Source organism: Afifella sp. H1R, from assembly GCF_021462425.1.
Lineage (GTDB): Bacteria > Pseudomonadota > Alphaproteobacteria > Rhizobiales > Afifellaceae > Afifella > Afifella aestuarii.
Map to the genome: position 1 here is coordinate 2,310,986 of NZ_JAKEDY010000001.1, position 18,556 is coordinate 2,329,541.

Genomic DNA, 18,556 nt, shown 5'->3' on the forward strand with positions numbered 1-18,556 from the left:
TTACCTACCTCTTTCAGTTCTTCGGGAGGAAATCGTTGGTGTAATAGACCGAGACGTCGTCCACCGTCTTGGTCAGCCCGCCGAATTCCGCCATCAGCTCCTGCGTCTGTTCGAAGCGCGCCTTGTCGGAATAGCCGATGCCGTGCTCGTCGGTCACGTCGGAGGTCATCAGCTCCGCCGTCGCCTTGAGCTTCTCCACCGCCACGTCCTTGTCGCGGGTCGGCGAACGCTTGATCAGGGATTCGATCGCTTCTTCCGGATGTTCCAGAGCGTAGGCATAGGAACGCAAGGTCGCCTTGACGAAGGCGGCAATCATTTCCGGATCTTCTTCGATCGTATCGGTATTGGCGGCAAGAGCGTCGCCCATCGTGTCGATGCCGAAATCGGAATACATGAAGTAGTCGACATCACCCTCGGTGGTCGCCTTCATGCCGAGATAGGAATCGTTGGAAAAGCCAGTCAGCGCTGCGGCGCGCTTCGCCAGGAAAGTCTGGTTGCGGGTGCCGCCGTCGGTCGCCACGATCTTGACGTCGTTACGCTCGACGTCGTTACGGGCGAGAAGCGCATAGAGCATGGTCGTCGTCGTATCGCCCTGCAATGTGGCAACAGTCTTGCCGACGAGATCGGCCGGCTTCTTGATGTTCTCTTCCTTCCAGCTGATCACCGCATTGGGGCTCACCTGGTACAGCTGCGCCACGATGCGCAGCGGCATGCCCTGGGCCGCGCCCAGCATCAGCGAGGGCGGATCGATGATGGCAAAAGTGTCCTGCTTGTTGGCGACGAGCTGCATGGACGATGTCACGCCCTTGCCCTCGAGGACTTCCACATCGAGGCCCTCTTCCTCGTAGAAGCCCTTGTCGACTCCCAGGAGGTACGGCGAACGGTGGCCGTTGTAGTTGAAGGCGAGACGGACGGTGACCTTTTTCAGGTCTTTGTCCTGCGCCAGGGCCTCGGTCATCCCCGCGGGAAGGGTCAGTCCGAGCGCCGTCGCGCAGACAAGAAGGGTGCGTCGCGTGAGTTTCATTCGATCCTTCTCCAAATATCAGTACTTCTTCAGCACACCATGTGCCTCGAAGAGGTGGCGGATATGGGCGACTTTCTGCGTGAACTTCTCACTCTCCATGATGTCTGGTGTGCGCTGGAGAGGGAGATCCACCTCGATGATCTCAGCAATTCGACCAGGCCGCGGCGTCATGACCAGCACACGCTGTGCCAAGAGAACCGCCTCCTGAATATCATGCGTGACGAACATCACGCTTTTGTGCGTGCGAAGCCAGATGTGATGTAGCTCCATCACCATCTGTTCGCGCGTCAGCGCATCGAGCGCCCCGAAAGGCTCGTCCATCAGAAGAAGCGAAGGATTGTGCACGAGCGCCCGGCAGATGGAGACCCGCTGGCGCATGCCCCCCGAGAGCTCGTAGGGATATTTCTCTTCGAAGCCGGCAAGCCCGACAAGCTCTAAAAGCTCGCGTGCCTTGCCTTCATACTCGCTCGTCTTGAGGCCGCGCATTTGCGGCTGGATCATCACGTTCTGAAGGACGCTGCGCCAATCGAGCAGCGCATCGGTCTGGAAGACGATGCCGATGTCGGTGACGGCCCGATCGATCACGCGGCCCGCCGTCTTGACGGTCCCTGCGCTCGGGCGCTCCAGCCCGGCCGCGAGAGACAGGAGCGTGCTCTTGCCACAGCCGCTCGGCCCGAGGACGGCGAGAAATTCACCCTCGCCGATGGAGAAGCTGACATCGTCGAGAGCCTTCACCGGCCCGCTGGATGTCGTGAAGGTCTTGCTGACGGCGGAAAAATCGAGGGCGGGCTCCATTGTCACCGTCTCCTCACGAGCGCTGCGAAACATGCCAGGGAAGCGCCAGGCGCTCGGCGAGATCGACGAGGGCAAACAACAACATTCCCATGACGCTCAAGACGATCAGGATACTGAAGGAGAGCGTCACATCGAGCGAGCCGTTCGCCACGATGAGCTGATAGCCGAGCCCGCTGTCGGCGGCGACGAACTCCCCGACGATTGCCCCGACGATGGCGAGTGTCGAAGCCACCTTCACGCCGGCGAAGATGTTCGGCAGAGCCGCCGGCACCTGGAAATGCAGGAAGACCTTCCAGCGCGACGCCCCGGTAGAGCGGGCGAGCCAGGCGATTTCCTTGGGCATGGAGCGAAACCCGACGAGGGAATCGACCAGGATCGGGAAGAAGCAGATGAGGAAGGCAATCAGGATCTTGGGAAACAGCCCAAAGCCGAACCAGACGACGAGCAGCGGCGCGATCGCCACCTTCGGCACCGTCTGCGAGGCGACGAGAAGCGGATAGAGCATCCGCTCGACCAGTGGGAACTGCGCCAGGATCGCGGCAAGCGGGACGCTGATCACGATCGACAGAAGAAAGCCGATCAGGACCTCTTTGGCGGTGACCAGAGAATGGCTGAAGAGCAGTCCGAAATCGGAATAGATGCGCTCCGCGATCGCCGAAGGCGGCGGCAGGAGATAGGCGGGAACATCGCCGAAATACGTGACCGCCTGCCAGGCGAGGACGACGGCGAGGCACAGTATGAGGCTGTCGAAGGGCAGGCGCGCCTTGCCCCGCCCCTTTTTCTCGGCCTGTCCCGATGAGGCGGTCATGGCAGCTCCTTCAAGGCCTTGATGAGCTTGTCGTTGTCCGCCCGTGAGCGCAGCGAAATGCGCAGGACGTGATCGTTTTCAAGCCCGTGGAAGGACGTGGCGTCGGCGACGATGAGGCCGCGGCGCGCGAGGTTTTCGGCCGCTTCGCCGGGATCACGCCCACCGAGATCAAGGAGGATCATATTGGCGTTGTGGCCGCGCACCTTAAGGCGCGGATCGGTCGCGATCTCCGTCAGGAAATGCGCGAACTCTTCGGCAAAAGTCGCTTTGCAGCGCGCCAGAAACTCGCGATCCGAAAGGGCCGCGATCGCCGCGTCGAGCGACGGCAAAGCGAGGTTGAAAGGCGGCCGCCCGACCTCGGCGACGGCCACGAGATCAGGGCTCGCGATCGCATAACCGACGCGCATGCCGGCAATGCCGAAATATTTCGAGAAGGTGCGCAGGACGACGAGATTGCGGTGATTGGCGACGAGGCCGACGGCCCCCTCCTCTGCCGGATTGATCAAGGCTTCGTCGACGACCAGGATGGTCTCCGGCGCCGCTTCTGCGAGCCGCGCAATCTCGCTCCGGGTGAGACGCGCGCCGGTCGGGTTGTTCGGCGAGCAGATGAAGGCGAGCGCGGGCTTGTGCGCCACAAGCGCGCTTTCGATCCGCCCCGCGTCGATCAGCTCCGGCTCGTCATTTTCCACCGCAACGATCCGGCAGCCGCGCAGGGAGGCCTCGAGCTCGTAACGCGGAAACGTCGGCAGATGCACGAGGACGTCGTCGCCCGCGCTCGTCCAGGCCTGCAGAATGAGCTTGATGACGTCGTCGAGCCCGGCGCCGAAGAAGAACATCGCCTCGTCGACACGGTGGCGCGCGGCAAGCGCCCGCCGCAGCTGCGAATAATTGAGGTCGGGATAAAGGTGAATGGCACCGCAGGCACGCTGCGCGGCCTCGACGGCAGCGGGCGGCGGGCCGAAAGGGTTCACGTTGAGGGAGAAGTCGATGACGGCCTCGCGGGCAAGACCGTACCGCTCGGCGATCAACTCGGGCGAGGTCTCCGCTTCGTAGAGGCGCGTTGCAGACATTTCGGCGCTTTGCGGGTTGAGCGTCATGCGAGCAGCTTCCCGTAACCTGTGATCGCGGGCAGCCCTCCGAGGGCATTGCGGACGCCCCACAATGTGACCTGGTTGCTCGTCAAAACGGGCTTGCCGCATTCATGTTCAAGCTCCTCGGCGACCTCAAGCGCCCGCAGATCGGTGCAGCTCACGAAAATCGCCTCGCTGTCCGGCGTATCGACATCACGCACCAGCTCCTTCACACGCTCAGGCGGCACTTCGCGGATCGCCTTTCCGGAAAGCCCGAGCCCGCGCAGATTGGTCACCGTCAGGCCATGGCTTTCAAGAAAGGCCAATTCGGCCGCATTCACCTCGTCGAGATAAGGCGTCGCAAGGGCGACCTTAGTCGCGTTGAGATGGGCCATCGCTGCGACGATGCAGCGCGAAGTTGAAACGACGGGACAACCGACGCGCGCCTCGATCGAAGCGATCTGGCGGGCGAGACCCTCCTCGCCGTCGATGAAGGAGCCACTGGTGCAGGCGAAGGCGACGACATCGGGGGTGACGGAAGCGATGAGATCGGCGGCGGCCGCAACGCCATCGTTCATCTGACGAAGGCCCTCGGGCGTCGTCTCGCGCAGCATGACGCGCGTCGCATGAAAGGTGACATTGGGCCAGGCGATACGCGCACAATCCGGCTCGATCACCGCATTGACCGACGGCACGATGAGGCCGACGCGGCGCCTGGAGAGGGCGGAGCCCGCGGTCACCGCTTCTGCCATGACGTCTGATAGTCTGTGACGTTGGCACCTTCCCGGCTCAAGACGACCAGCGAGCGCAACAGATCGACCATGGCCGCATTGGTGCGCGCGTCGGTCCCGTCGACATAGAGCCGGAACTGCCCGCCGACGGGGTCGATCGCGCCTGCGCGCACGCAAGCCTCGATCAGCCGCTCTTCCTCTCGCCCGTCGTGGAAAGCGGCTTCCCGCCCAGTCGAGGCGGCGAGACAGGCCGCAATCCCGTAAGCGCCCCAGTTGGAGATATTGGCGACGACCGTCACGTCGGCCGGCTGTTCGGCGGCGATCGTCTCGCCGAGAGGCACATATTCCCGGACCTCGTCGGCGACCGTGCCCATGCCGAGCTCGTTGCCGAGATCGCCGATACCGATCGTGGCGATGCCACGCTCGCGTGCCATCCGGTAGAGAACGTCGGTTTTGGCCGTGAAGCCAGAGATCTCGAAACCGCCGCCGCCGTGATAATGCCCGTCCGCGCCCGCGCCCGGCCGCTCGACCGCGATGACGGCTTTCGGCTGATAGCGGTCGAGAATTTCGGCCGCCGCGCGCTCCGCCTCGGCCGCATCGACAGGAAAGTCGAGGAGTGCGCAGCGATTGCGTCCGGATCCGAGGCTTTCAGGCGCCGCCGGGATGAGACCCGCAGCCGAAAAACACGCCTCCATGCAGGGCACGACAGAGGCCTCGGAGATACCGACCGGCACGGCGCCGAGACCGACCGCAAGGGCGCGCGCCAGAACGGCCGCGCCGATCGGCCCATCCGTTTCCGGCAGCCCGTAATCTCGCATGATGAAGCCGCTCAAAACGAGGACCCGGTCACCTGGCCCCACGCGATTCTCCAGAAGGCGCGTAGCCGTCAGCGTCACCGCCTCCCCGCCAGCTTTCTCCCGGGCCCGCGCATAAAGCTTCAGAAGCGGAATGCCTTTCAGGATCGTCCAATTCGACATGGGCGCCGTGACCAGATGGTCGATCGCCTCGCCGATATTCTCGAGGCTAACACCCGCCATCGATATACTCCTCCAGACGCACGTCAGATTCTCCCGGAAAGCGTCGTCGCTCGAACAATTTCTTCATATGCAGCGGCACGGTCGCATCGATGCCGATCTTGCCGCGATGCACCTCCCGCACGTCCTCGCGTGTATAGCTCGGCACACGCGGAAAAACGTAAACGCCGGTATCGGGCGTCGCACGCGTTTGAATTGCCCATAGAACATCGGCCGCGTTGAAAGGATCAACGTCCTCATCGACGACAACGACGACTTTCGTCCACGAATAGGCAGCAAGAGCCGCAAGCACGGCATTCTTCGACTGATCCTCGCTCTTCTTCTCGATGGAGATCACGCAGCCGAAGACATAGCCAGGAGTGGCGATGTCGCGGATACGCGGCACGAAGGACGAGACCTTTTTGTAGATCTCGGTCTGGATCGGAACGCCGACGAGATTGAGATCTTCGGTGCCGCCGGCGAGGATCGCATGATAGATCGCATCGCGCCGCCGCGTGATGGCGGTCACACGGAAGACGTGGTTCTTCATCACCGGCACGTAACCGTCGGTGAATTCGCCGAAGGGACCCTCATCCTCGCGCACGCCGGCGATGACTTCTCCTTCGATCACCATCTCCGCATCCGCTGGTACATCGACGGGGATCGTCTTGCAGCGCGTGACGCGCAACGGGCTGCCCTGCCAGGCGCCGGCCACCTCGAGCTCGTCCACTTCGAACGGCACCTTGGAGGCGGCGGAAAACATCACCCCCGGAGGCGCCCCGATGACGATGGCGCAGGGGAGGTTCTGCCCCTTCTCCTCGGCCACCTGATGATAGCGGCCAAGATGCTGAGGCGGCATCATCCGCACCCGCATCCGGTCGCCGCCAACAAGCTGGCAACGGTTCCATGAGGCATTGTAGACGCCGGTTTCCGGATGCGGCGCGATCAGGACACCCGCCGTCAGATAGGCCCCGGCATCGAGCTCCGAGAACACCACCTGCGGAATATCGCGCGAGACGTCGACATCGGCGCCGGCCACGACGACTTCCTGAACGGGAGCCTCGTCTACTCTTTCCGTCGGAAGACGCTGGTTCTCCAATTGGACGAGCGAAGAAAGCAGATCGGCCTCTTCGAGACCGAGGGCAGCCGCCACGTGGCTGCGGAAACCGAAGACATTGGTTACGACCTGCTGGTCGGAACCGGCAACGGAACGGAACAGAAGCGCTTTGTTCTCGCCCTTCTGCATTTGCCGCATGACAGCCGTCAGTTCGTGCTTGGGATCAACTTGCCGCGAGACGGTTGCAAGGGCGCCTCGCGCCTCGAGTTCTCGCACCACCTCGCGGAATGCCGTTTTGGCCTTCATCAAATCGTTTCCTGTTGTTGCGCATTGCGCAACGCTGTTGCGTTTAGCTATGATTGACTTTCATCTGACAGAGGTCAAGCACAAGATGCCTCGAAAAGGTCAGAATGCAGCGATGCCTAAGAATTCAGCAGAACCGACCGCCCGCCGTCCCGGAGTTGCCGCCGCAAGGCACGCCGTGGAGGTTCTGCGCTGCGTGTCGCAGGCCGGCGGAAGCATCGGCATCAACGAGATCGCGCGCCGCATCGGGCTCCACAAAAGCTCGATTTCACGCGTCGTCGCCACGCTCGAAGACGAGGGGCTTCTGGAGCGCGAGCCGGCGAGCGAACGCATCATCCTGGGCATCGGCCTGATCGCCATCGCAGCGCCGATCCTGACGAGCCGCGGCATCTCCACGATCGCCCACAAACACATGGAGCGCCTGGCGCACGACACAGGCGAGACGGCGAGCTTCAGCGTCTGGAACGGGCTGGAAGCGATCAGCCTCGACCAGGTCATCGGCACCAATGCGATTACGCATTATGCAGGGCCCGGCCAAAGCAACGCACCCCACTGCACGGCCTCGGGCAAGCTGCTTCTGGCCTTTGCGCCCGAAGCGGAGATCGAGGCGATCCTCGCAGAGACCCTGCCGCGCCATACGCCCCACACAATCACCGACCCGCAGGCACTTCGCGGCCAGATCGACGAGATCCGCATGCGCGGCTTTGCCATCAATCGCGGCGAGCTTTCGGAAGATGCAGGCGGCATTTCTGCAATCGTACGCGACCTTCGGCACCGCCCCGTCGGCGCCATCACCATCACGCTGCCCATGTACCGCTTCGACGAGGCCCGCCAGGATGAGCTGGTCAGGCAGGTCTGCAATGCGGCATCGCGGATCTCTCTGGAGATGGGCTGCACGGAGGGCGGCCCGGGCAAGTTATGAGGCCTTGATCCGGCCCCCGTCCGGCCGCATCCGGCATGCCCCGTTCAGGTGTGCGCGGCAAAGCGAGAAAGAGAGCACCCGCAGACCTTCCCGCGTCACGGCCACGGCTCCGACAAACCCCGGCACCGGCACAAAACTCCGGAGCCCATAGGAGCCGAAATCTGGAACCGCACCGCTTCGCGCCAGGAGCCGGCGCCCCTGCCGGTCGAAAGTGAGAACGACTGTATCGGGATCGACCGTCAGGCCGAGGCCCGACGCCTTCAACACCGCCTCCTTCCAGACCCAGATCTGAAGCAGAACGGAACGATCGAGCGGCAGGCCGAGCAGGTGAAGTTGCCGCTCCTCCTCCGCCGAGAGGATCCTGCGGAGCTCGATATGCCCCGCCGTTTCCGCCTCGATATCGATCCCCACTTCACCGCCACGGCACAGTGCGACGGCAGCGATGTCACCGGCATGCGAGAGATTGAACGCCAGGCTGGCATCCAAGCCGAGGCAAGGCTTCCCGAACCGACCTTCTTTCAAAACGACGTCCGAGGGCTCGCTACCGAGATAATGGGCCAGCAAAAACCGGAGACCATTGCGGGCCGCGGCAAAGCGGATCTGAGCATGAGGCTCAGACAGCCCTGCGCAGCGATCTCTCTCCTCAGGGGTGAGCCAGTCACCGCACGCACTCAGGAAATCGCCGTCGAGCCGCCAGGTCCAGATGTGGATGTCGTCTTCAGCCAGCGAAGGTGACACGACATCACCCACTCCGGCGCAGCAGGACCCGGTTTATACCTGCCTCTCTCTCGATGGGGCTCCCCGCCTCGCTGCGCATGAGGGCAATTCGATCGGCCGCGACCTGCGGCACGAGGACACCGACATTCAGCGCATAGCCAAGGTAGAAAGGAGAGAGAAACGTCCGAGCGAATTCGAACGGAATGGCGATCCGCCTGGAATCCGGAACCTGACACGCACCGCTTTCTGCCGATGCCGCACAGCCCACCACCCAATACAAGGCGAACCAGCATCCGACAGCAGCACAGACAAGGAAGAGGCCCCGATACGCCAACATATCCTCGACACCTTCAATCTGCAGCGGCATCGGTCCGAGACGGCAGGGGTCGCGGATTCCTTAGCTTGGCATCACATCAAGAAAATAGAAAAAGTCAACAAAATGTAGCAGTAGACGCCGCAATTTTATCCTATCGCCCTAGAAATTCGTGCGACCATGAACAAGATTTAGGCTGGGAAGCAACGATTCGGGACGCCCGGCAGGCCACCTGGCGTCTCCGATCAGCAATCCGGAGGGAGAATTTCGAACATGATGATGCGGCCGTTCCTGGAGAGGCCTGAATACGAAATCCTCTCACCGGAGGCGAAAGTCAGATACCTGGAGGCGCAACGCGATTATTGCCTCGCCGCAGCGGCTGCGCTCGACGAGGCCATCGCACAAATCCGCCCGGGCGGGCAGGCCAGTCCTGTCGACCTCAGCGCGTTCAACCCCGCCTGGAAAAAGGGCGACCGGCTGACGCGCCTCGGCAAGACCGCGGTCTATGCCGCCTTCGATCGCGGCATGAAACAGATCGAAGTGGCAAGGCTGTTTCAGATCTCGACACCAAGCGCGCATCGCATCCACACGATCTGGGAAAACGATCGGCGCCCATAGCGGCCTCTGCGCGGCATCCCCGAAATCACGCATCCCGAAATCACGCACCGCCGACCTCCGGAGACAGCGGTGTGATCATCGAATGTGCCTCGACATGTCGGCGCCCGAGCCCCGACTGAAGCGCGATCCGCGCTTAAAGCAGCTCCGCCACTCTCGGCCGGAACTCTCCGCACCAATCCGTCGGCGGCACCATCGGATAGACCCGCTTTAACTCCAGCGGGCGCCCAAGCGAGCCTTCCGCATAATGCGGCGGATAACGACGACATTCGCCGGCAAATTTTTTGCCTTGACGCGCCCAGAAACGGCATTGCTCACAGCTTTCGCCATTGGAGATATTGCGACACGGCATAAACCCCTCACCTACAAGCAATGACCTGCGAAAATTATATGGAGAAATTATAAGCATAACAAGATGCCTTGCAAAATGGATTAAAATACGACGCATTTTCTAAGGGAACTTTCCGGTTTCTTTGCGTGACCGGAAGGTATGACTATCGAACACCTGCCGGTACACAAATTTCAAAGGCGCATTCGCGCCGGAAACCGAGGCTCCGCTTGCCAGTCCGGAGAACTCGCCTTCGGACTGCCGCCGAGGTCTGGCTCATCGACGCTGGCGACACTGGTTTCGCTCATCCTCCGAGAATAGAGACGGACCGAGCGACCGAGAAAGCTGTTCAGCTTTGTCCGAAACTGGCGGCTGTCGAAAATTTCTGCATGCCGGCGAATGAAAGCAGGATCATAGCGCTCCGGATTGAAGTGTCGGAGGGTCCGTTTGAGGCTCTCGCAGGTCTGTTCGTCAAACAGCTCCCCGGTCTCGCCGGGGACGACCGTGTCGAGAGCGCCCCCCTCACCCAATGCGATCACGGGACGCCCGGAGGCCATCGCCTCAAGCGGCGTGATGCCGAAATCCTCCACCGAGGTGAGGATCAGGGCGGTGCAATTGCGATAAAGCTCGGCCTTTGCCTCCCCGTCCACGCGACCGACGAATTCGACACTCGGCCCGGCAAGGGCCTTGAGGTGCCGCATCTCCCGGCCGTCACCGGCCACGACGAGTTTCACGCCGAGCTCGCTGCAGGCTTTGACGGCGATATCGGGCCGCTTCCAGCCGACGAGACGCATCAAGAGCAGAAAGTACTCGCCACGACCACTTCCCGGCCGGAACTCGTTCACATCGACGGGCGGGGGAATGATGGTGCTGCGACGACGGTAGGTCTTCCGGATCCGCTGTTCCACGAGAGTGCTCGTGCTCACCCAGAAATCGACCCCCTGCGCCGCGGCTCGGTCCATGGAACGAAGCCGCGGCAGCATGGATTCCACGACCCGCCGTTTCCAGACGCCAAAGCCCTCGCGCCGGGCATAGGCATTGTAGTCCCAGAGAAAGCGGGGCGGAGAATGGCAGTAGCACACATGGCAGCTCTCCGGTGGCGTGACCACGTTGTGCGCGAAGTTGAAAGAGCTGCTGATGACGAGGTCGTAGCCGGAAAGGTCGATCGAGCTCATCAGCAGAGGATAGAGGGGAAAGAGCGCCCGGTGATGGCGCCGCACCAGCGGCAGCCGGTTGATCCAAGTGGCACGAATATCGGCCTTATGGAAAATCTCAGGAAACGCCGACGGCTCGTAGAGCGGAACGAAGACGGGAGCCTCCGGAAACATCCGCATCAGCTCCTCGAGAACTTTTTCGGCCCCGCCGTAGACGGTCAGCGCTTCGTGGATCAGAGCAACCCGCATTCTCCCTCCAGACCCGAAAACCCCTCGCCCTGCCGCTCCCGAAGGAGACGACGGCCGGCTGGCACAGCGACCAGGCGCGTGCGCCCCAAGCGCAGCCCCGATCCCGCAGCACCCGCTCTGCGACGGCTTTCCACCATTCGAGCGCCTGGTCCATCCAGGAATTAGCATAATTATAATTTAATTAGCATTCTATATTGACTGCGCCAAGAATATTCCGTCTTCATCTAAAAACTTAGCCAAACGGCACGCCGTTCTGAGCCGACGCTCGGCACGGGTCCGCGCCCGTGCGCCAAGGGTTGAAGACAGAGGTCCCAGCATGTGTGCAGAGCGCGCCGTTCTTCATGTGAGCCGCGTCGGCTTTCTCGGCGGCGCCGAGCGCGTGATCCTGACGCTCGCGCGAGGAATGGAGCCTTACGGCTATTCCCCTATCCTCGCCTGCCCCGGCGGCGGTGATCTTGCGGCGGCGGCCCGCTCGCTTTCGATCCCGCTTTCCGATTGCGGCTTCGAGCGGATGCGCGCCACCTCGGACCCTCTCGCGCTATGGCACTATCTCCAGGCCTGGCGCGCCGGCAGCCGCCAGATTGGACGACTGCTCGCCTCCGGAGAGATCAAGCTCGTCCACGTTCACCACCCTGTCGGTGCGCTGTACGCGCTCCCCGCCGCCCGTCGCCTCGGCATTCCGGTCGTCATGCATGTGCATGAAGTCCTGCCCATCAAACCACAGCACCACCTCGCGCTCCGCTGGACCGCCCGTCATGTCGACCGCTTCATCTGCGTTTCCGGAGCGAGCCGCGAACTTCTCGAGACGATCGGCGTCTCCCACGAACGCATCGAGATCGTCCCGAACGGCGTCGATCCGGAGTTCATCGAAAAGGCGGCCAGAGCACGCCCGGCCGCGCCGATCGTGGAGAAAGGCGCGCGCTACAATATCGGCATCTTCGGCGTCATCGAGCCGCGAAAAGCGCAGCATATTTTCCTTGAGGCCGCCGAGAAGATCGCAGCCCAGGAGCCCGGCGCGCATTTCTGGGTCGTCGGCCCGCTCGCCCTCAAAGACAAGGAAGACTACGCAAAGCGTCTCCATCGCATGGCGGAGACCCCGGCCTTGCGCGGCCGCGTCACCTTCACCGGCTTTCAGGCCGACATGCCATCGTGGATGGCGGGGATGGACGTCGTGGCGTTGACCTCAACGAGCAACGAATCCTTCGGCATGGTCCTCGCCGAGGCACAAATCGTGGGGCGACCGGTCGTCGCCACGGATATCGGCGGCGTGCGCGAGGCCGTCTGCACGGAGACGGGAGGCACTCTCGTCCCCAGGGACGACGCGGACGCCGTGGCCGAGGCCGTGCTCGCGGTCCTGAGACAGCAAGAGCACGTACCTGCCTCTTTTGTCGCGAGCATCGCGCGGAAGCAGTTTTCGCCGGACGTCTTCCGGGCCCGTATTGCCGAGATCTACGAGAGGGTTCTCGGCGACCGCAGGATGCGCCTCGCCTGCGAAGAAACCACCTCGGGTCGGCGCTGGCATCCGGGCCTCTTCGCGGCCTCTCGGCCGGACTCCTCACAGGCGAACCCGGCTCTCATCAAAGGCAATCCCGGCACCGCCAATCAAGACGGGCCCGAATGCACCCGAAAGCCCGCCCTGTGGTTGTAGGAGCCGATCAGGCGAAAGCCGACATCGCGGCCGTCGACATCGCGCCCATCAATGGCGATGGCGCCGCGGCCGCCCCATCCATGCGCGCCATTCTCGCAGCGAGCCTCCTGCATCTACCGGGCCGGATCCTCAAAGCGCCCACCGCCATCTATGCCGTCATGCAATCGATGGCGACCTTTGCCGCCATCCTCTTCGTCAACATCGTCACCGGCATCATCACCGCGCGGCTGCTCGGGCCGGACGGTCGCGGCATCTATTCCGCGGTCGTGCTCTGGACGCAGTTCCTGGCCTTGATCTCCACGGCCGGCATCGGCGCCGCCACGACCTATCATGTGGCCAAGAACCGCGAGGACCGGGCAAGGATCGCGCAGATCGCTTTTGTGCTGGCGGCCGGCTGGGGAAGCCTCGTTCTGACGGCCGCGCTCCTCGCGATCCCCCACCTGATGACGCAGTACGATCAGCAAGCGATCCTCTACGCCCGCATCGCAGCTCTTGCCTCTATCTTCGGCGGTTCGCAGGCGCTTCTGTGCTGCGTCCTCATCGGATTGGGCGCCTTCACCTTCAACAATTACGGCCGCCTCGCTCCCAACCTTTTCTATTTCTTCGCGCTGATGGGAGTGCTGGGCTTCGCCGACCTGAATTGGCAAGCCGCCGTCCTGGCGTCGATTGCGGGGATCAGCCTGGCTCTCGTCACGCAGGTTCCGGCCTTCTTGGTCCGCATGGGCGTCGCCCGAGGCGATTTTCGACGCCATGCGCGATCGATGCTCTCCTACAGCCTGCGCGCCGGGCCCGCCGACATCGTCACCACCTGTGCGGAATATACCGACCGTCTGATCCTGATCGGCCTCGTCGCTCCCGCCGAGCTCGGCTTCTATGTGATCGCCTTCAGCTTTTCACGCATCGCCATGGCGTGGATCATGCCGATCAACAGCGTGCTCCTCTCCAAGATGGCGAGGGCCGAAGCGAACATTGCGAAATGCCATTTCGACCAGACCTTTCGCTTTGCCCTTGCCCTTCTTCTGATCACCTGGCTGGCAGGCATGTGGTGGGGACCGCCGCTCCTGGTGCTGCTCTATGGCCAGGAATTCGCGCCCGTGGTTCCGATCTTCCACGTCCTTCTTGCCGAGGCGATCATCTTCGGCCTCGCCAATATCAGCGCGCAGCTCTTCCAGGCCTTGAACCGCCCGGGCTATGTCTCCGCCGTGGAGGCGACATGCTTTGCGGCCATGCTGGTCTCGGTTTACGTGATGGCCTCCCGTGACGGCGCACTCGGAGCGGCCTGGGCGATCCTCGCGGTCACGCTTCTCCGCCTCACCCTCATCCTGATCGGGATCAAGATCTCGCTGAAGCTGCCGCTGCCGCGTCCTTATCTGACCCTTGCGGACCTCCGCTATCTGCGTGATCGGCTCATCCATCTGTAAGAGGCCGCCAGACGACACGCTGCCGGCCATCGATCCGGCCTGAAAGCGGCGATCAGGGATGCGTGGGCAGGGTGGCGGCGATAGGGCCGGCCACGACACCGGCATCCAGCGAGGCTCGATCCCGTGATGGCAGTCGCATCTTCGCACGCGCAGCCGTAATCTGCGCCACCCCCATCCCGAGCATGAACCAGAAGACGACCCCATGCTCCCCGAACGTGGCCGGGATCAGGAGGCTCATCACGAGATAGGACACGGCGATCGCCTGCGAGGCGAGAACGAGCGCCCTCTCCTCCGCCCTCAACGCGGCGCCCTGAACGAAGAGAAAGGCAACGACGAAGCCGATCCCGACGTAATAAACGAGAGCGCCGACGACCCCCACCGCCAGCATCGCGGCGATCGGGCCGCTATCGATCTGCATCGCCTGAACGCCGCTCTTGGTGGCCGGATCTGCCCGCGATCCCCCGAGACCGGAGCCGAAAACGTGCCGCTCCATTTCCTCGAACGCCGCCGAATAGACGTGGAGCCTCTCATTGGCACTGACGTCGGAGCGGGCATCGAGCATGGATTCGATCCGCTGACTGACGATCCTCGCTCCCTGGTCGCTCAACAGGGCCATAGGGGCCACCACCACGAGCACGAGGGCGAGCGCGAGCATCGAGGTTCTGATGCGGCCTGAGCCGAGGAGAAAACAATAAGCACCGATGATGAAGATGCCGACCCAGGCGGTCCGCACCGCCGTGAGGCCGAGCGCCACGAAGCCGAGCGCCAAAGCGACCCAGCGCAGGGCGTCTTTTGAAACGATGAGCATCGACAGCGGCAGGAGCAGAAACAAGGCCAAAGATGCGGGCGAGTTCATCGTGGCGAAGACGCGAACCTTATAGGGATAGGGTTCGCCGATCGTCGGCATGAGCGTCTTCTTCATCCAGAGCGCGTCCCAGCCGGGCATGTAGCGAAACTGATAGAGCGCGTAGAGGCCGAGAACGATGCCCGCAAAGAGCGAAAACACGGTGAGATCGCGCCGCAGCTGTCCGACCCAGGAGGGGTTGCACGCCACGAACATGCCGAATGCCGCCGGCAGCACCCAGAGAAGGAAATCATAGGCGCCGGGGAGAAACTGGCCGTTGAGAGCAGCCAGCATCAGCCCATAGACCGCGGCGGCAACGACGAGGAGAAGCCCGGCCGACATCGGGTGACGGAGATTCGCCATGGCAAAGGCAAGGGCGCCGGCAGACGGGGCGAGCGCCGCATAAGGCGAAAGCAGCAGAGGGCTGTAATCGAGAAAGCCGGCGTGAAAATCGACCATCCGCCGGATGAACGGCGTCAGAAGGAAGAGCCAGAGGCAGAAGGCGATATACCGCCTCATATCGCCTCGCAGCAGAAAGAAAACGGCAACGGCAAGAGCCCCCGCCGGAAGGCCGAGCCGCAGATGGCTGGCCGCGCTCGTGAACGCCGGCGCGGCGATGATGCCGATCAGCGCCAGAACCTGCACCTGCAGCAAGGCTCGCCCCAAAAGTCCGTCAGAGGCAGACCCGCCAGAAGCGGGAACGAGCCGGCCCGGCCCGAAACCGTCAGGCGCAGATCCGCTGGGCAACACCCTATTGGACGAGGCTCCGCTGGAAGCCCCTCCCCGCCCAGTGTCGCTTATAGGCCGCCGCGGACCCCCGGCTCTCATTCTACGACGGGGAGGCGGCCGCAGCTTCCGGCAGGGATGCCCCACCAACGGGCTGCGGGGAAGGATAAACTTCCACGAGCGAGGCGCCCGCGAGGGTCGGGCGCAGTCTCGTAAGCCCCTTTTGCGCCCGCGACGGAACCGGCGCGCCATGGCGCAAAATGCCTTCTTTCGCGAAAACGCTGTTGCCGGTCAGAACGACACCCGAGATCTCCGCGCGGCAGGCGCGCAGGAGCGTGATCGTCTGGTCGACGGCATCCGGCGAGAAACGCCCGATATGACAGAGAAGCAGCGTTTGATCGGCGAGCGTGGCGAGGGAGGTCGCGTCCGAGACCACGTTGAGAGGCGGACTGTCGATGACGATCACGTCGTAGTCACGCCTGAGGACTTCGATGAGCTTCGGCAAGACCGGCGACGCGAGAGCATCGATAGCCTTTGCGTCACGTCCAGCAGCACTCCCGGCAGCGAGAACATGAAGCGAGGTCCCCTCGACCGCCATGATCGCGTCACGCAGCCCGGCTCGTCCCTTCCCGCCATACGCACCGAGAAGATCGCTGAGCCCGGTTTTCCCAGCCGATGGCGCGGCCGCATGGTCACCCGCCCCATGCCGGAGATCGGCATCCAGCAGAAGGACCCTTCTCCCCGTCGCCGCGAAACTTTGAGCGAGCGCGACCGCGGCAAGCGACCTGCCTTCCCGCGGCATCGCCGAGACGACAAGCACCACGCGCGTGGGTTTCCCGTTGTCATGAAGCAGGCGGTTGCGGACGAAACGGATTTCCTCCCAGAACCTCACACGGCTGCCCCGGTTCGACGGAAGGCGGCTTAAGACGTTGAGCGAGATCGTCCCCAAGATCGGAAGACCAATGCCTTCGACCTGAGCGGCATTGCGCCGCCACCGGCTTGCAAGATGATCGACCACCATCGCGACCGCGAGGCCAGCCGCGAGGGAAACGATGGCGGCAAGGAGGAGGAAAAGCGCCACCTTGGGAAAGATCTGGCGCGTCGGCACAGAAGCCCGCGACACGACTTTGGCATCGTCGGCGACGAAATCGGCGCTCTGCAGCTGGCCGTCGTGCAATCTCGATGTGGCCTCGACAAGCCGGCTTTGTGTCTGCGCCAGCGCACCCCGGGCTCTGTCGAGATCGCTTTGGAGATCCGGCAGCGAATCTCCGAGCGAACCTGCCACCGGACCGGCCCCTGAACCGAAGACTGAACCGGGGAGCGGCGCGTTCCCGCCCGATACGGCTTGAGCCGATGCCAGCGCATCCATCGCCGCTTCGACCTCCGCACGGCGCTCTTGCATCTGCGCGCTCAGAAGATCGACGACATGCTGGAGCGCGAGCGTGCGTCGCTCGACCTGCATGCCGATATAGGCCGCCGCGTGTGCGTTGACGATTTTTGCGGCGAGATGCGGATCGCTCCAGGTGAAGCTGATCAGTGCGGCCGTCGACAACCCGTCATTATAGGTGGAGAGCTTCTTCATATAGATTTGCAGAAGCCGGTCCCGCTCGAGCTCGTCGACACTCCAGGCCGAGGCTCGCACCTCGTTTTCTCCGAAGACGCGCGCGCTCCAGCTCCGCAGCCTGGTTCGCCAGGACGGTTTCTCGGCAAAACTCGGCTCGTCCTGGAGATCGAGCGTCTCGATGACCCTGCGGGCGACTTCCTCGCTGCCCAGAACGGCCGCTTCCGACGCGATGATGAAGGAAGGCAGCATGGGTGAGACGGTTTTTTCCTCGGCCGTCCGCGGATCATCAACCGGCACCGAAGGGAGCAGGACGAGAGCCGTGGCGCGGTAGGAAGGCGTCAGTTTCGCAATCACCGCCGCCATCCCCATGAAGACGACCGCGGCGACGAGCACCACCACCCATTTGCGCCGGACGAGGAGGCCGAGCATCCACAGGAGACTGCCGGCACCGGTTTCGACGCTGGATTGAGCGGGCGTCTCCTGCGCCCCGGCTATGGAGAGAGGGTCAGTACGCATCTTTGCTGAACAACACGTAGATGATGGTCACGACGAGGATGCGGGCATCGAGGAGGAGCGAAGCTTCGCGCACATATTCCAGGTCGGAATTGACGCGCTCTTGCATCACCTCCACCGTCGGCGTCTCGCCCCGCTGCCCGCGGATTTGGGCGAGCCCGGTGATGCCCGGTCGCGCCTGCAACCGGCCAGGATAGCCCTGCACGAGCGTGGCATATGCCGCATCGAGCGACGCGACATGGGGGCGTGGTCCCACGATCGACATGTCGCCGAAGAGCACGTTGAAAAACTGTGGAAGCTCATCCGCGCTCGTCATGCGCAGAAGCCGTCCGACCGGCGTCACGCGCCCGTCGCTGCGACCGGCCTGGCGAAAATCCTCGCCGATCGAGAAATACATCGAGCGGAACTTGTAGATCTGAAAGGGTTGCCCTCGCAGACCGCTTCGCTCCTGCCGAAAGATGACCGGCCCCCGGCTCGTGATCCTGACCGCGGCGTAGATGAGCACCATCAGCGGCAGAAAGAGCGCGATCAGCGCGAGAGCCAAAACAATGTCGGCCGTCCGCTTGGAGGAGGCGAGGAGATAAGGGCTCCCCTCGCCAACATCGACATCACAGACCTCTCCCCTGACGAGGACAGGCATTCGCCGCGACAGGATCGCGGCCTCCTGCACGGCAACAGGACTGACAGACGCATTGCCGGGACGCGAGGCAAACTCGAAGTCCGAAAGCTCGCTCATCGACA

At 63.1% G+C, this 18,556-nt stretch carries 17 protein-coding genes; 5 read left to right on the forward strand and 12 right to left on the reverse strand.

Annotation, left to right across the window (positions count from 1 at the left end; all coding sequences use genetic code 11):
- Positions 1 to 13: 13 nt before the first annotated feature.
- From L0F51_RS10985 to L0F51_RS11015, 7 genes are read right to left on the reverse strand one after another with little or no spacing between them, the layout of a single operon-like run.
- Positions 14 to 1,024, reverse strand: coding sequence for an ABC transporter substrate-binding protein (locus tag L0F51_RS10985; RefSeq protein ID WP_234629163.1), 1,011 nt, complete (start codon positions 1,022 to 1,024; stop codon positions 14 to 16).
- 18 nt (positions 1,025 to 1,042) lie between these two features.
- The gene (locus tag L0F51_RS10990) at positions 1,043 to 1,819 is read right to left on the reverse strand and encodes an ABC transporter ATP-binding protein (RefSeq protein WP_234629164.1); all 777 of its coding nucleotides are present in this window, start codon (positions 1,817 to 1,819) and stop codon (positions 1,043 to 1,045) included.
- Between the two features lie 13 nt (positions 1,820 to 1,832).
- A complete protein-coding gene (locus tag L0F51_RS10995; protein WP_234629165.1) occupies positions 1,833 to 2,627 on the reverse strand; it encodes an ABC transporter permease in 795 nt (264 codons plus the stop codon).
- Positions 2,624 to 3,724 (reverse strand): histidinol-phosphate transaminase, encoded by a 1,101-nt coding sequence (locus L0F51_RS11000; RefSeq protein WP_234629166.1) that lies wholly within the window; start codon positions 3,722 to 3,724, stop codon positions 2,624 to 2,626. Before L0F51_RS11000 ends, L0F51_RS10995 begins: the two co-directional genes overlap by 4 nt.
- Entirely contained in the window at positions 3,721 to 4,449 is a 729-nt protein-coding gene (locus L0F51_RS11005; protein WP_234629167.1) for a hypothetical protein, read from the reverse strand. The genes L0F51_RS11000 and L0F51_RS11005 overlap by 4 nt, the downstream gene beginning before the upstream one ends.
- Positions 4,434 to 5,465, reverse strand: a complete 1,032-nt coding sequence (locus L0F51_RS11010) for a glutamate cyclase domain-containing protein (protein WP_234629168.1) — start codon at positions 5,463 to 5,465, stop codon at positions 4,434 to 4,436. Before L0F51_RS11010 ends, L0F51_RS11005 begins: the two co-directional genes overlap by 16 nt.
- Positions 5,452 to 6,804: a UbiD family decarboxylase gene (locus L0F51_RS11015; protein ID WP_234629169.1), complete on the reverse strand. Its 1,353-nt coding sequence runs from the start codon at positions 6,802 to 6,804 to the stop codon at positions 5,452 to 5,454. The genes L0F51_RS11010 and L0F51_RS11015 overlap by 14 nt, the downstream gene beginning before the upstream one ends.
- Positions 6,805 to 6,916: 112 nt before the next feature.
- On the opposite strand from L0F51_RS11015, the gene L0F51_RS11020 reads away from it, so the two are divergent.
- Complete coding sequence (locus L0F51_RS11020; RefSeq protein WP_234629170.1) at positions 6,917 to 7,723, forward strand: IclR family transcriptional regulator; 807 nt, start codon at positions 6,917 to 6,919, stop codon at positions 7,721 to 7,723.
- On the opposite strand, the gene L0F51_RS11025 is transcribed toward L0F51_RS11020, so the two are convergent.
- A complete protein-coding gene (locus tag L0F51_RS11025) occupies positions 7,718 to 8,209 on the reverse strand; it encodes a 4'-phosphopantetheinyl transferase superfamily protein (RefSeq protein WP_234629171.1) in 492 nt (163 codons plus the stop codon). The two genes, L0F51_RS11020 and L0F51_RS11025, sit on opposite strands and share 6 nt — an antisense overlap.
- A gap of 223 nt (positions 8,210 to 8,432) precedes the next feature.
- Between L0F51_RS11025 and L0F51_RS11030 the strand changes: the two genes are divergently transcribed.
- A complete protein-coding gene (locus L0F51_RS11030) occupies positions 8,433 to 8,885 on the forward strand; it encodes a hypothetical protein (RefSeq protein WP_234629172.1) in 453 nt (150 codons plus the stop codon).
- A 141-nt stretch (positions 8,886 to 9,026) separates the two neighbouring features.
- Positions 9,027 to 9,371: a hypothetical protein gene (locus tag L0F51_RS11035; RefSeq protein ID WP_234629173.1), complete on the forward strand. Its 345-nt coding sequence runs from the start codon at positions 9,027 to 9,029 to the stop codon at positions 9,369 to 9,371.
- A 519-nt stretch (positions 9,372 to 9,890) separates the two neighbouring features.
- On the opposite strand, the gene L0F51_RS11040 is transcribed toward L0F51_RS11035, so the two are convergent.
- A complete protein-coding gene (locus L0F51_RS11040; RefSeq protein WP_234629174.1) occupies positions 9,891 to 11,099 on the reverse strand; it encodes a glycosyltransferase in 1,209 nt (402 codons plus the stop codon).
- A gap of 316 nt (positions 11,100 to 11,415) precedes the next feature.
- On the opposite strand from L0F51_RS11040, the gene L0F51_RS11045 reads away from it, so the two are divergent.
- Positions 11,416 to 12,747: a glycosyltransferase gene (locus tag L0F51_RS11045; RefSeq protein WP_234629175.1), complete on the forward strand. Its 1,332-nt coding sequence runs from the start codon at positions 11,416 to 11,418 to the stop codon at positions 12,745 to 12,747.
- The gene (locus L0F51_RS11050) at positions 12,717 to 14,168 is read left to right on the forward strand and encodes an oligosaccharide flippase family protein (protein ID WP_234629176.1); all 1,452 of its coding nucleotides are present in this window, start codon (positions 12,717 to 12,719) and stop codon (positions 14,166 to 14,168) included. The genes L0F51_RS11045 and L0F51_RS11050 overlap by 31 nt, the downstream gene beginning before the upstream one ends.
- A gap of 52 nt (positions 14,169 to 14,220) precedes the next feature.
- Here the strand turns inward: L0F51_RS11050 and L0F51_RS11055 are convergent, their stop codons facing one another.
- From L0F51_RS11055 to L0F51_RS11065, 3 genes are all read right to left on the reverse strand, one after another.
- Positions 14,221 to 15,657, reverse strand: coding sequence for an O-antigen ligase family protein (locus L0F51_RS11055; RefSeq protein WP_234629412.1), 1,437 nt, complete (start codon positions 15,655 to 15,657; stop codon positions 14,221 to 14,223).
- 184 nt (positions 15,658 to 15,841) lie between these two features.
- Entirely contained in the window at positions 15,842 to 17,818 is a 1,977-nt protein-coding gene (locus L0F51_RS11060; RefSeq protein WP_234629177.1) for a tyrosine-protein kinase domain-containing protein, read from the reverse strand.
- Positions 17,808 to 18,551 carry a sugar transferase gene (locus L0F51_RS11065; protein WP_234629178.1) on the reverse strand — a complete coding sequence of 248 codons (744 nt, stop codon included), beginning with the start codon at positions 18,549 to 18,551 and terminating at the stop codon, positions 17,808 to 17,810. Before L0F51_RS11065 ends, L0F51_RS11060 begins: the two co-directional genes overlap by 11 nt.
- Between the last annotated feature and the right edge of the window lie 5 nt (positions 18,552 to 18,556).